At 74.9% G+C, this 12,564-nt stretch carries 10 protein-coding genes; 8 read left to right on the forward strand and 2 right to left on the reverse strand.

What is annotated here, in order from left to right; all coding sequences use genetic code 11:
- Nucleotides 1-39 precede the first annotated feature (39 nt).
- Entirely contained in the window at nt 40-1,677 is a 1,638-nt protein-coding gene (locus FS882_RS07680) for a PP2C family protein-serine/threonine phosphatase (RefSeq protein ID WP_158372466.1), read from the forward strand.
- Between the two features lie 28 nt (nt 1,678-1,705).
- On the opposite strand, the gene FS882_RS07685 is transcribed toward FS882_RS07680, so the two are convergent.
- The gene (locus FS882_RS07685; RefSeq protein ID WP_187365197.1) at nt 1,706-3,328 is read right to left on the reverse strand and encodes an endo-1,4-beta-xylanase; all 1,623 of its coding nucleotides are present in this window, start codon (nt 3,326-3,328) and stop codon (nt 1,706-1,708) included.
- A 124-nt stretch (nt 3,329-3,452) separates the two neighbouring features.
- On the opposite strand from FS882_RS07685, the gene FS882_RS07690 reads away from it, so the two are divergent.
- From FS882_RS07690 to FS882_RS07700, 3 genes are all read left to right on the forward strand, one after another.
- On the forward strand, nt 3,453-4,250 hold the full coding sequence (locus FS882_RS07690) for an endonuclease/exonuclease/phosphatase family protein (RefSeq protein ID WP_262348147.1): 798 nt from the start codon (nt 3,453-3,455) through the stop codon (nt 4,248-4,250).
- The gene (locus FS882_RS07695) at nt 4,247-5,053 is read left to right on the forward strand and encodes a M15 family metallopeptidase (RefSeq protein ID WP_262348137.1); all 807 of its coding nucleotides are present in this window, start codon (nt 4,247-4,249) and stop codon (nt 5,051-5,053) included. Before FS882_RS07690 ends, FS882_RS07695 begins: the two co-directional genes overlap by 4 nt.
- Nucleotides 5,054-5,168: 115 nt before the next feature.
- Nucleotides 5,169-6,098 carry a universal stress protein gene (locus FS882_RS07700; protein WP_187365199.1) on the forward strand — a complete coding sequence of 310 codons (930 nt, stop codon included), beginning with the start codon at nt 5,169-5,171 and terminating at the stop codon, nt 6,096-6,098.
- Between the two features lie 27 nt (nt 6,099-6,125).
- On the opposite strand, the gene FS882_RS07705 is transcribed toward FS882_RS07700, so the two are convergent.
- A complete protein-coding gene (locus FS882_RS07705) occupies nt 6,126-7,160 on the reverse strand; it encodes a LacI family DNA-binding transcriptional regulator (protein WP_158372470.1) in 1,035 nt (344 codons plus the stop codon).
- A 261-nt stretch (nt 7,161-7,421) separates the two neighbouring features.
- Here FS882_RS07705 and FS882_RS07710 point away from each other — a divergent pair, with 261 nt between their 5' ends.
- The 4 genes from FS882_RS07710 to FS882_RS07725 all read left to right on the forward strand — a co-directional run bounded on the left by FS882_RS07710 (nt 7,422) and on the right by FS882_RS07725 (nt 12,553).
- Nucleotides 7,422-8,351 carry a carbohydrate ABC transporter permease gene (locus FS882_RS07710; RefSeq protein ID WP_230323042.1) on the forward strand — a complete coding sequence of 310 codons (930 nt, stop codon included), beginning with the start codon at nt 7,422-7,424 and terminating at the stop codon, nt 8,349-8,351.
- 5 nt (nt 8,352-8,356) lie between these two features.
- Nucleotides 8,357-9,295 (forward strand): carbohydrate ABC transporter permease, encoded by a 939-nt coding sequence (locus FS882_RS07715; RefSeq protein ID WP_158372471.1) that lies wholly within the window; start codon nt 8,357-8,359, stop codon nt 9,293-9,295.
- Between the two features lie 77 nt (nt 9,296-9,372).
- Nucleotides 9,373-10,686, forward strand: coding sequence for an ABC transporter substrate-binding protein (locus tag FS882_RS07720; RefSeq protein ID WP_154729590.1), 1,314 nt, complete (start codon nt 9,373-9,375; stop codon nt 10,684-10,686).
- Nucleotides 10,687-10,786: 100 nt separating this feature from the next.
- Entirely contained in the window at nt 10,787-12,553 is a 1,767-nt protein-coding gene (locus tag FS882_RS07725; protein ID WP_158372472.1) for a glycoside hydrolase family 35 protein, read from the forward strand.
- The last annotated feature ends 11 nt before the right edge of the window (nt 12,554-12,564 follow it).

Raw genomic sequence — 12,564 nt, forward strand, 5'->3', positions numbered from 1 at the left:
GCCCGGCGCGGGGCGACCGCGGCGCGTACTGTCACCTCCGTGCGATCTCCCTGGTTCCTGCGCGTCACCGCCGGCAGCGCCACCGGCGCGCTCGCGCGCGAGGTGGACTGGGCGGCGACGCCGCTGGGCGTGCCGAGCACCTGGCCGACCGCGCTGCGGCTGACGGTCGAGATGTGCTTCAGCACCCGGTTCCCCGTGCTGGTCACCTGGGGACCCGAGCTCACGATGATCTACAACGACGGCTACCGGGAGATCCTCGGCTCCGAGAAGCACCCGGGGGCCATGGGCGCGCCGCTCGCGGAGGTGTGGAAGGAGATCTGGGACGACCTGGTGCCGTCGGTCGAGTCGGTGATGGTGCGCGGCGAGCCGACGTGGGAGGTCGACCGCCACCTGGTGACGAACCGCTCGGGCTACGACGAGGACGTCTACTTCACCTACTCGTACTCGCCCATCCGCGACGCCTCGGACCAGATCGGCGGGCTGCTGGACATCGTCACCGAGACCACGGAGCGGGTCGTGGAGCAGCGGCGGATGCGGCTGCTGGGTGACCTGTCCGCCGCGCTCTCCACCGTCCGCGACGACCTGGACGCGCTCGCCTCCGCGACGCTCGGGCTGCTGGGGGACGCGGAGGACGTGCTGGCCGCCGCGCTGTACGTCTGGGACCGCGACGGCGCGCTGGTCCTGCGGGGCAGCGCCGGCGCGTCGCGTGGCGCGGAGGTGCCGGACGAGGTGGCCGAGCGGGTCGCCCGCACGGGTGAGGCCGAGGACCGGGGTCGCACCGTGGTGGTCCCGCTCGCCGGCGTGTCCGACGCGACGCCGACCGGCGTCATGGTGCTGACCGGCGCCGGCCGGCGCCCTTGGGACGACGCCTACCGGTCGTACCTGCTCCTGGTCGCGAGCATCGTCGGCGCGGCCGTCGGCCGGACCGTCCGCCACCAGACCGAGGTCGAGCACCTGCGCGCGGTCAGCGACACCCTGCAGGCCGCGATCCTGCCCGAGGGGTCCAGCCTGGTCGGCGTCGTGGCCCGCTACCGGCCCGCGGCGGGCGACCTGGCCGTCGGCGGCGACTGGTACGACGTGGTGGAGCTGGGTCCCGGCCGGCGGGCGCTCGTCGTGGGTGACTGCGTCGGCCACGGGCTGGACGCCGCCGCCCGGATGGGCCAGCTCCGCGCAGCCACCCGCGCGCTGCTGCTGGAGGACCGCAGCCCGGCCGACGTGCTGGACGGCCTCGACCGGTTCGCGCGCACCCTGCCCGGCGCGGAGTGCACCACGGTGTTCTGCGCCGTCGTCGACGAGGTCGAGCACACCGTGGTGCACTCCTCGGCCGGCCACCTGCCGCCCGTGCTGCGCCGGGCCGCCGGCGGGGCCGAGCTGCTGGTCGGCGGCCGCGGTGCCGCGCTCGGGATCTCCGGGGACCCGCGGCCCGAGGCCGTCGAGCGGCTGAGCGACGGCGATCTGCTCGTGGTGTGCACGGACGGGCTGATCGAGCGGCGGCAGGAGTCGCTGCGGGTCGGGCTGGACCGGCTGGTCGCCGAGGTGGCCGCCCAGCCGGCCGGCGCTCCCACCGCCTCGGTCGCGGACGGCCTGCTGCGCTCGCTCACGCCGCGCGGCGGCCAGGACGACGTGGCGCTGGTCGTCTACCGGGCGGGTGCGGTCGCGGAGGACGACGGCCGCTGACCCCTCGGCGTGCGCCCGGCGCGCCGGGTCACCCGGCGCCCAGCCCCTCGAGGAACCCCTCGTACGCCGGCTTCGCCTGCAGGTCGTCGTCGAACAGCAGCGGCGCCTCGTACGGCCGCTCCTGGGGCCAGGCGCGCAGCCACGACCGGGTGTCGTACAGCCCCCAGACGCCGATGAACGCCAGGTCCCGCCGCGTGAACGCGGCGGCGAGGTCCCGCACCTGGCCGCGCTGCGCCTCCAGCCGGTCCGGCGGCGTGCGGTCCAGCCGCTCGTCGCGGCCGGAGAGGGCGACGTCGAGCTCGGTGACGGCCTGCCGCAGGCCGAGGCCCGCGACGGCGTCCAGCGTGGTGGCGACCCGGTCCACGTCCGTGTCCAGGTCGACGTGCATCTGGTGCCCGACGGCGTCGACGGGGGCGCCCGCCGCCTGCAGGTCCAGCACGAGCCGCACCAGGCCGCGGCGGCGGTCGGGCGCGTCGGTGTCGTAGTCGTTCAGGTAGAGGGTGACGTCCGGGCCCAGCTCCTCGCGGGCGATCCGGAACGCCTCCGCGACGTAGCCCGGGCCCAGCACCTCGTACCACCGGCTGTGCCGCAGCCCGTCGGGCTGCTGCGGGTCGAGGGCCTCGTTCACGACGTCCCAGGACGTGACGGGGCTCGCGTCGCCGTACCGCTCGGCCAGGTGGTCGGCGATGGCCCGGGTGTGGCTCCGCAGGCGGTCGAGCAGCAGCGCCCGGTCCTCGGCGCTGTCCGTCAGCGGGCGCCCGTCGGCGGCCTCGAAGAACCAGTCCGGTGTGGACCGGTGCCAGACGAGCGTGTGGCCGTGCACCGTCAGCCCGTGGGCGGCGGCGAAGTCGAGCACCTCGTCCATGGGGCCGAAGTCGAACGCGCCCTCGGTCGGCTGCACCGTCACGGGCTTCATGGCGTTCTCGGGCGTGATCTGGTCGAAGTGCCGCAGCAGCAGCTCGGCCGGGCGGCCGGTGAGGTCCTGGGGGCCGACGGCGACGCCGAGCGGCACCTCGGTCGCGTCCTTGAGGGCGGTCACGTCGGTCTGCACCTCCGGGGTCGGGCGCTGGACGGTGACGTCGTCCAGCCTCAGGTCGGCGGTCGACTCGGTGGTCTCGACGTAGAGCCGCCACTCGCCGCCGCCCTCGGGCACCTGCGCCGTGCCGACCAGCTCGACCCAGTCGCCGGCCGTCGCCGTCCCGCGCGCCACGTGCAGGTACAGGGGGTCGTCGCTGCCGGGGTCGCGCTCCAGCGTGAGCTGGACGTCCGCGTCGCCCGCGCCCTCGCCGAGCCGGACCCAGGCCGACACGGTGTGCACCTGGCCGCGGGCGACGGAGCCCGACAGGTCGACCGCGGCGCCGTGCCAGGCCTCGGACCGGCCGGACACCAGCAGGCTGCCCGCGCCGTCGTGCGTCGTGCCCTGCGCGGCGGAGACCTGGACGCCGTCGCCGAGCGGGGTCCAGCCCTCGTCGCCCTCGTCGAAGGTGCTGGACAGCACGGTCGTCATGGCTTCGGCGGGCGGGGTGCTCGCCGCGGCGCCCGGCGTCGGGCCCGGGTGCCGGTCGTCGCCGCGGGTCACCAGCACCACCGCGAGCAGCACGAGCACGAGGACGACGGCGCCGGTGCCGATCAGCAGGGCGGGTCGGCGCACGCGGGTGCCTCTCGTCCGGGGGTCGGGGAGGCACCACGGTAGGCACGCCCGAGCCCGGGAGGCCAGCCGCGCAGGTCCGGGGGCGGTGGGCGGTGCGGGTCCGTACGCTGGCGGCGTGCGGGCCATGACGTGGAACGTGTGGTGGCGCTTCGGGGGCGCGTGGCGGGAGCGGGAGCCCGCGCTGCTCGGCGTGCTCGCCGACGCCCGGCCCGACGTGCTCGCGCTCGTCGAGACCTGGCGGGACGCCGGCGGCACGCAGGCGGACCTCGTCGCGGACCACCTCGGGCTGCCGTCGGCGGTGTTCGTCCCGACGGGGCTGCCGCCGGTGCCGGCCTCGACCGACCCCGACCTGGCGGGCGTCGAGATGGGCATCGCCCTGGTGTCCCGCTGGCCGCCGCTCGCCACCCGCACCGTCCCGCTCCCGGCGGACCAGCGCCCCGGGCCGCCGGCGCACGCCCTGCACGCCACCCTCGACCACCCGGCGGGGCCGCTGCACGTGATCGTGGCGACGCTCGAGTGGGAGCCGCGGTACGCCGAGGACCGGATGGCCCAGGCGTGGGCGCTCGCGGACCTGGCGGCCGACGCGGCCCTCGACGGCGATCTGCCGGTGCTGGTCCTGGGCGATCTCAACGCCCGGCCGGACGGGCCGCAGCTGGCGGCGCTGACCCGGCAGCTCGCCGACCTGTGGCCGCTGGGCGGCGGCGCCCCGGAGGCGGTGACGCTGAGCTCGGTCGTGCCCGAGGCGCCGCTGGAGGCCGCCGAGCTGATCGACCAGCGCATCGACCACGTGCTCGCCCGCCCGGGCCGGGCGGGCGGCACCCTGCGGGCGGACGGCGCGCGGCTGGCCGGGACGGAGCCGGTGGGCGGGCGGTACCCGTCGGACCACTTCGCGGTGGTGGTGGACGTGGAGCTGACCTCGTGACGACCCGTGCCCGGCTGCGGGGGAGGGCCGCGCTGCCGGCCGCGGTCCTGCTCGCGGCGGCCGCGGCGTGCATGCCGGGCGGGGACCCGGCGCCGTCGCCGGGCCGGAGCCCGGCGGGGCCGGCGGCGCCCGCGGCCACCCCGACCTCCACCTCCTCTGCGGCCCCCGCGGCCGTGCGCGCCCCCGACGCCGCCTGGACCGACCACGGCGCCGTGGCCCCCGACGCCTACGCGCCCGGCTACGCCGGCACCGTCGGGCCGATCACCCCCGAGCTCGCCGCCCGGATGTCCTCCTCCTGGCGCGCCGGCTGCCCGGTCCCCCTGGCCGACCTGCGCTACGTGACGGTGACCTACCGGGACGTCGGCGGGGGTGCGGCCACCGGCGAGCTCGTGGTGCACGCCGACGTGGCCGACAGCGTCGTCGCCGTGTTCGGCGAGCTGTTCGCGCTGGGCTACCCGATCCGCTCGATGCGGCCGGTGGACGACTTCGGCGGCAGCGACGACGCCTCGATGGCCGCGGACAACACGTCGGCGTTCAACTGCCGGCCGATCAGCCGGGGCACGGGGTGGTCCGAGCACGCATACGGCCGGGCCATCGACCTGAACCCGGTCGAGAACCCGTACGTGCGCGGGTCGCTGGTCCTGCCGCCGGAGGGCGAGCCGTTCGCGGCCCGGCCCGACGCGCCCGGCGTGCTGCACGCGGGCGACGCGGTGGTGCGCGCGTTCGCCGCGCACGGCTGGCGGTGGGGCGGGGAGTGGGCGTCGCCCGTGGACTACCAGCACTTCTCCACCACCGGCCGGTGACCGCCCGTCCGGCCACCGGGCCGGGCGGAGGTGGGCCGGGGACCTAGGGCCTGGCGCGGGCGGGGCGGCGAGGCGCATGGTGGAGGTGTCCCCTTCGTGGACGGAGGTGCGGGAGATGGACGACAGGGTGGTCGTCGGCTACGACACGTCGGCCGAGTCCGTGGCGGCGGTCCGGTGGGCCGCGACCCAGGCCGCCACCCGCGGCTGGGCGCTGGACGTGGTGCACGTCTGGGGCTTCGCGGGCCAGGAGGGCGGCGGTGCCGGGGAGTCCTGGCTCGGCCGCGAGGTCCAGGCGCAGGTGCGCCAGGTCGCGGAGGAGGGCGCGCGGACCGCCGCCGAGGTCGCACCGGGCGTCGAGGTCCGCGCGGTGGTCCGGCACGGGCCGCCGGCGCGCGTCCTGGTGGACGAGGCCGCGGACGCGCGGATGGTGGTGGTCGGCCGCCGCGGCGCGGGCCTGGTCAACGCGCTGGTGGGCTCGGCCGCGACCGGCGTGCTGCACCGGGCGCGGTGCCCGGTCGTCGTGGTGCCCGCGGCGGCGCGCGCGGGGGCGGGCCGGGACCCGGTGCTGGTCGGGTTCGACGGGTCGCCGGAGTCGTTCCGCGCGCTCGAGGCGGGCTGCGACCAGGCGTCCCACCTCGGCACCGGCGTGAGCGTCGTGACGGCGTGGACCGCCGCGGTCGACACGGCGGGCCCCGCGTACTGGGCCCTGACCTACCCGCAGCGCTCGCCCGCGGAGGTGGCGCTGGAGGAGGCCGAGCGCGTGCTGGAGCGCGGCCGGTCCTGGGCGGCCTCGCGGCGGGACGTGGAGGTGACGTTCGACCTGGCCGAGGGGCGGCCCGCGCAGGCGCTGGTGCGGCGCTCGCGGCACGCGAGCCTGCTGGTGGTCGGCACCCGGGGCCGCGGCGGGCTCGCGAGCCTGGTGCTCGGGTCGACCAGCCGCCCGGTCGTGCAACGCGCCGAGTGCCCGGTGCTGGTCACCCGCAGCGCCGAGGCCGTGCCGGAGCAGGACCCGCCGCGGCCGGAGCGCGCGACCGCGCCCGCCTGACGCCGCGACCCGCCGGCGCCGCGGTGCTCAGCCCCGCGGCGGCGCGGTGCTCGCGCGCACCACCAGCCGGGTCGGCACCACGATCCGCGAGTCGGTCAGCGTCTCGTGGTCCCGGATCTGCCGGAGCAGGAGGTCGACGAGGCGGCTGCCGATCAGGTGGAAGTCCTGCTGCACGGTGGTCAGCGGGGGCCAGAGGAACTCCGTGAGCGGGATGTCGTCGAACCCGACGACCGAGATGTCGTCCGGCACCCGGCGGCCGTGCTCGTAGAGCGCCCGCACGAGCCCGGCGGCCATCTCGTCGTTGGCGCAGAACACCGCCGTGACGTCGGGGTCGGCGGCGAGGAGGCGGCCCTGCTCGTAGCCGGACCGGGCGCTCCAGTCGCCGCGCACCACGGGGGGGACCTCCCGCGCGGAGCCCACGAGGTGCTCGCGCCAGGTGTCGACGCGGATCTCCGCGGGCGCGGAGTCCGCCGGCCCCGCGAGGTGGTGCACGGTGCGGTGGCCGAGGTCCAGCAGGTGCTGCACCGCGAGGTGCGTCCCGGTCACCTGGTCCGCGGCGACCGCGGGGTGGTGGCCGACGAACCGGGAGTCCGAGACGACGACGGGCATCCGCGGCGGCACCGCCAGGCTCGCCGGGGTGGCGGTCTCGGCCCGGATGATGATCAGGCCGTCGATCGACTGGTGCGAGAGCCGCGCCGCGGCGGCGGTCACGTCGTCCGAGGACGGGCTCTGGACGTCGACGAGGCTCACGGTGTAGCCCTCGGCCCGGGCGGCCTCGACGACGGCCTCGACCGTGCGGGACTCGCCGGTGCGCGCGAGCCGGTGGGCGATGACGCCGATGGTGCCGAAGCTGCCGTACCGCAGGGCCCGAGCGGCGTGGTTGGGGGAGTAGCCCAGCTGCTCCATGGCGGCGAGGACGCGGTCGCGGGTCGCGGGCCGCACGTTGTCGGCACCGGTCGACACCCGGGACACCGTCTGGGACGAGACGCCGGCCAGCTGGGCGACGTCGGCGATCGACGGGCCGGCGCGGCCGCGGCCCGGGGCCGGGACGGTGTCAGTCATGCGGCGATGATAGCGGCATGGTGACGTCAACATCGGGGACGTCGCCGCAGGTCCCCCGGCGACGCCGCCGCCCCGGGGCGGCGGCGTCGCCCGAGCGGCCGTGGTCCGGTCGATCCGCGTTGTCGTGCGGATGGTGACGTCGCCATCCCGAGGGCACCCGGTGTTGACACGGTTCCCGGCCGCGTGGCAGCGTGGCGCCCGCCGGTCAGATGTTGACGTCAACATCGCACCGGCGCCCCGACCCCGAAGGAGTGGCTCGCAGTGACGACCCAGAACGTCCCGGTGCCTGCGACGGCGACGCCCCGCGCCGCCGGCCGCCGGCGCACGCGACGCGGCCGGTGGGCCGGCTGGGGCTTCGTCGGCCCGTTCATGGCCGTGTTCGCCCTGGTGTTCCTCGCCCCGATCGCGTACTCGATCTACCTCAGCCTGTTCCGCAAGCAGCTGGTGGGCGGCAACTCGTTCGTCGGGCTGGAGAACTACCAGCGGGCGTTCACCGACCCGCAGTTCTGGTCGGCGGTGGGCCGCGTCGGCGCGTTCCTGGTGGTCCAGGTGCCGATCATGCTCGGCCTGGCGCTGCTGGTGGCCCTGGCGATCGACAGCGGCCGGCTGTACGGCAAGAGCTTCTTCCGGATCTCGATCTTCCTGCCCTACGCCGTCCCCGCCGTGGTGGCCGCGCTGATGTGGGGCTTCATGTACGGGACCCGGTTCGGCCTGGTCGGCAACCTCAACGACCTGCTCGGCGTGCAGCTGCCGAACCCGCTGTCCCCGGACCTGGTGCTGGCCTCGATCGGCAACATCGTGACCTGGAGCTTCGTCGGCTACAACATGCTGATCTTCTACTCGGCGCTCCGGGTGGTCCCGGCCTCGCTGTACGAGGCCGCGGAGCTCGACGGCGCCAGCCAGTGGCAGGTCGTCCGGGCCATCAAGATCCCGGCGATCCGCGGGGCCCTGGTCATCGCGACGATCTTCTCGATCATCGGCAGCTTCCAGCTGTTCAACGAGCCGAGCATCCTGCAGAGCCTCGCGCCGAACGCGATCACCACGTCCTTCACCCCGAACCTGTACGCCTACTCGCTGTCCTTCTCGGGCCAGCAGTACAACTACTCGGCGACCGTCGCGATCATCATGGGCGTCCTCACGATGATCGTCGCCTACGTCGTCCAGCTGCGCGGCATGCGCAAGGAGGCGTGAGCCCGATGACCACCACCTCCGCCCCGGCCCCCGCGCGGGCCAGGGCGTCCCGTCCCGCCGGCCCGCGGCTGCGCACGCCCCGCCGCCGGCGCAGTGCCGACAAGCCGCGCCGCAGCGTCCTGCTGACCGTGCTCACCGCGGTCGTCGGGATCTACGCGCTGATCCCGCTCGCGTGGCTGGTGATCAACGCCAGCAAGACGCAGTCCGACCTGTTCGACTCGTTCGGCCTGTGGTTCAGCGGCGACTTCGCCCTGTTCTCCAACATCGCGGACACGCTGACCTACGACGACGGGATCTTCCTGCGCTGGCTCGGCAACACGCTGCTGTACGTGGTCGTCGGTGCCGGCGGCGCCACGGCCCTGGCGGTGCTCGGCGGCTACGGCCTCGCCAAGTTCTCGTTCCCCGGCAAGCGCGCGGTGTTCGCGATCGTGATCGGCGCGGTGGCCGTGCCCGGCACCGCGCTGGCTGTGCCGACCTTCCTGATGTTCAGCCAGATGGGCCTGACCAACACGCCGTGGTCGGTGATCATCCCGTCGCTGATCTCGCCGTTCGGGCTGTACCTGATGTGGACGTTCGCGGCCGAGGCCATCCCCACGGAGCTGCTGGAGGCGGCGCGGATGGACGGCGCGGGGGAGCTGCGGACGTTCGGCCGCATCTGCCTGCCCCTGCTCGGACCCGGCATCGTCACGGTGCTGCTGTTCACGATGGTCGCGACCTGGAACAACTACTTCCTGCCGCTGATCATGCTCAAGAACCCCGACTGGTACCCGCTGACGCTCGGGCTGAACGCGTGGAACGCGCAGGCCGCCACCGCCGGCGGCCAGGCGATCTTCAACCTCGTGCTCACCGGCGCGCTGCTCACGATCGTCCCGCTGATCGCCGCGTTCCTGCTGCTGCAGCGGTTCTGGCAGTCCGGCCTGTCCGCCGGCTCCGTCAAGGAGTGACCGGCGCCCGACCGCGCCGGGGCGCCCGCGCCCGTCCCCGTCCGTCCCGTTCTGACAACGAAGTGAGAGGACCCCGCATGACCACCACCCCCTCCCGGCTCTGGCGCGGCGCAGCCGTCGCCGGCGCGCTCGCCCTGGCCCTGACCGCCTGCTCCTCCGGTGGCGACTCCGGCTCCGGGTCCGGCTCCGACGCCGCCGACGGCGGCTCCCTGACCGTCTGGGCCTGGGACAACACGGTCGAGCCCATCGCCGACGCGTACATGGACGAGCACCCCGACGTCACGATCGACGTGGTGAACGCGGGGACCAACACCGACGAGTACACCGCGCTGCAGAACGCGGTCGCGGCGGGCTCCGGCGTGCCGGACCTCGCGCAGATCGAGTACTACGCGGTGCCGCAGTTCGCGATCGGCGAGGCGCTGGCCGACCTGACCGAGCTCGGTGCCGACGACCTCGACGGCACCTACAGCCCCGGGCCGTGGAGCGCGGTGCACCAGGGCGACGGCATCTACGGCCTCCCGATGGACTCGGGCCCGATGGCGCTGTTCTACAACACCACGGTGTTCGAGAAGTACGGCGTGCAGGTGCCGACCACCTGGGACGAGTACCTCGCCGCCGCGCGTGCGCTGCACGCCGCCGACCCGAACGTGTACATCACCAACGACACCGGCGACGCGGGCTTCGCGACGTCGATGATCTGGCAGGCCGGCGGGCACCCGTACCAGGTCGACGGCACCGACGTGACGATCGACTTCACGGACGAGGGGTCCACGAAGTTCGCCGAGATGTGGCAGCAGCTGCTCGACGAGGACCTGGTCGCCCCGACCTCCTCGTGGAGCGACGAGTGGTACCAGGGCCTGGGCAACGGCACGATCGCGTCGCTCGCCATCGGCGCCTGGATGCCCGGCAACCTCGAGGCCAGCGTCACCCAGTCCGCGGGCCAGTGGCGCGTCGCGCCGCTCCCGCAGTGGGAGGCGGGCCAGACCGCGTCGTCGGAGAACGGCGGGTCGGCGCTGTCGATCACGGAGGCCAGCCCGAACAAGGAGCTCGCCTACGACTTCCTCACCTACCTGTCGAACGGTGACGGCACGAAGATCCGCATCGACGCCGGCGGCTTCCCGGCCACGACGGCCGACCTCGAGTCGGACGAGTTCCTGAACAAGGAGTCCGACTACTTCGGCGGCCAGAAGATCAACGAGGTGCTCTCGCAGTCCGCGGCCGACGTCGTCGAGGGCTGGCAGTACCTGCCGTACCAGGTGTACGCGAACAGCATCTTCAACGACACGGTGGGCCAGGCCTACGTCGGCTCCACCACCCTGACCGAGGGCCTCGCGGACTGGCAGCAGCAGTCCGTGGACTACGGCAACGAGCAGGGCTTCACCGCGAAGTGACGCCGGTGGGCCGGCGGCGGGGACCCGCCGCCGGCCCGCCCCGCCGGGCTGGAGCAGCGCCGGCGCGCACCCCACCGAGACCCGGGAGCACGACCCCGCCATGCCCACGTTCGAGATCGGCGACACCGACTTCCTGCTCGACGGCCGCCCGCACCAGGTGATCTCCGGCGCCCTGCACTACTTCCGGGTGCACCCCGGGCTGTGGGCGGACCGCATCCACAAGGCCCGCCTCATGGGCCTCAACACCATCGAGACGTACGTCGCGTGGAACGTGCACGCCCCCGAGCGCGGGCGGTTCGACCTGGACGGGCCTCGCGACCTGGGCCGGTTCCTCGACCTGGTCGCGGCGGAGGGGATGCACGCGATCGTGCGGCCCGGGCCGTACATCTGCGCCGAGTGGGACGGCGGGGGACTGCCGGGCTGGCTGCTCGCCGACCCCGACGTGGGCGTGCGGCGGCACGAGCCGCGGTACCTCGCCGCGATCGAGGAGTACTACGACCAGCTGCTGCCGCTGGTCGCCGAGCGCCAGGTCACCCGGGGCGGGTCGGTGATCGCCGTGCAGGTGGAGAACGAGTACGGCGCGTACGGCGACGACCACGAGTACCTGCGGGCGCTCATCAAGATGAACCGGGAGCGGGGCATCGACGTCCCGCTGCTGAGCTGCGACCAGGCCGACGACGCCATGCAGAGCCGGGGCAGCGTCCCGGAGCTGCACCGCACCGCGACCTTCGGCGCGCGCGCCACCGAGCGGCTCGCGCTGCTCCGCCGGCACCAGCCGACCGGCCCGCTCATGTGCATGGAGTTCTGGAACGGCTGGTTCGACTCGTGGGGGCAGCCCCACCACGTCGCGCCCGCCGAGGTGAACGCGCAGGACCTGGACGACCTGCTCGCGGCTGGTGCGTCGGTCAACCTCTACATGTTCCACGGCGGCACGAACTTCGGCTTCACCAGCGGGGCCAACGACAAGGGCACCTACCTGCCGATCACGACGTCCTACGACTACGACGCCCCGCTCGCCGAGGACGGGTCGCCGACCCCCAAGTACTTCGCGATGCGCGACGTCATCGCGCGGCACGCCCGGGTGCCCGACGAGGTCCCGGCACCGCGCACGCCCGCGCCGGAGCTCGCCGTCGACCTCGACCGCCGCGTCCCCCTCGCCGAGGCGCTGCCGACGCTCGGCGACCCGCAGGCGTGGGACCACCTGCCCACCACGGACGAGCTCGGCCACTGGTCCGGGTTCACGCTGTACCGCACGCGGGTCACGGCCGAGGACCGGGTGCTCACGCTCGACGAGGTCCGCGACCGCGCGCTGGTGGCGCTCGACGGCGAGCCGGTCGGGGTGCTGAGCCGGACGGAGCACAGCCGGACGATCGCGCTGCCCGCGCGGGACGGGGAGCTCACGCTCCTCGTCGAGGACCAGGGCCGGGTCAACTACGGCCCGCGGATCGGCGAGGCCAAGGGCCTCGTCGGGCCCGCGCGCACCGCCGCCCGGGAGCTGACGGACTGGTCGGTGACGCCGCTGCGGCTGGACGGCGTGGAGCCGGGGCTGGCCGCCCTGCTGGACGCCGCGCCCGCCGCCGAGCCCGCGGCGCCGGTGGCCGGCCCGACGTTCCTCCGCGGCACCTTCGACACGGTCGCGGGTGTCGACCACTTCCTGCGCACGGACGGCTGGGGCAAGGGTCTGGTGTGGGTCAACGGGTTCCTGCTGGGCCGGTACTGGAGCGCGGGCCCGACCGCGACCCTGTACGTGCCCGGGCCCCTGCTGCGCGCCGAGGGCAACGAGGTCGTCGTCCTCGAGCTGCACGGCGCCGCCGCGGCGCGGGTGGCCTTCGCCGCGGGGCCCGACCTCGGCTCCTCGGAGGTCTGAGAAGTCACCCG

The organism is Cellulosimicrobium cellulans (assembly GCF_007679345.1).
GTDB classification, from domain to species: domain Bacteria; phylum Actinomycetota; class Actinomycetes; order Actinomycetales; family Cellulomonadaceae; genus Cellulomonas; species Cellulomonas cellulans_A.

Excerpts from the sequence above, each read along its gene's own strand:
- FS882_RS07690 (WP_262348147.1), top strand. The coding sequence starts at position 3,453 with ATGACGTGGAACGTGTGGTGGCGCTTCGGGGGCGCGTGGCGGGAGCGG.
- FS882_RS07700 (WP_187365199.1), top strand. The coding sequence starts at position 5,169 with ATGGACGACAGGGTGGTCGTCGGCTACGACACGTCGGCCGAGTCCGTG.
- FS882_RS07705 (WP_158372470.1), bottom strand. The coding sequence starts at position 7,160 with ATGACTGACACCGTCCCGGCCCCGGGCCGCGGCCGCGCCGGCCCGTCG.
- FS882_RS07715 (WP_158372471.1), top strand. The coding sequence starts at position 8,357 with ATGACCACCACCTCCGCCCCGGCCCCCGCGCGGGCCAGGGCGTCCCGT.
- FS882_RS07720 (WP_154729590.1), top strand. The coding sequence starts at position 9,373 with ATGACCACCACCCCCTCCCGGCTCTGGCGCGGCGCAGCCGTCGCCGGC.
- FS882_RS07725 (WP_158372472.1), top strand. The coding sequence starts at position 10,787 with ATGCCCACGTTCGAGATCGGCGACACCGACTTCCTGCTCGACGGCCGC.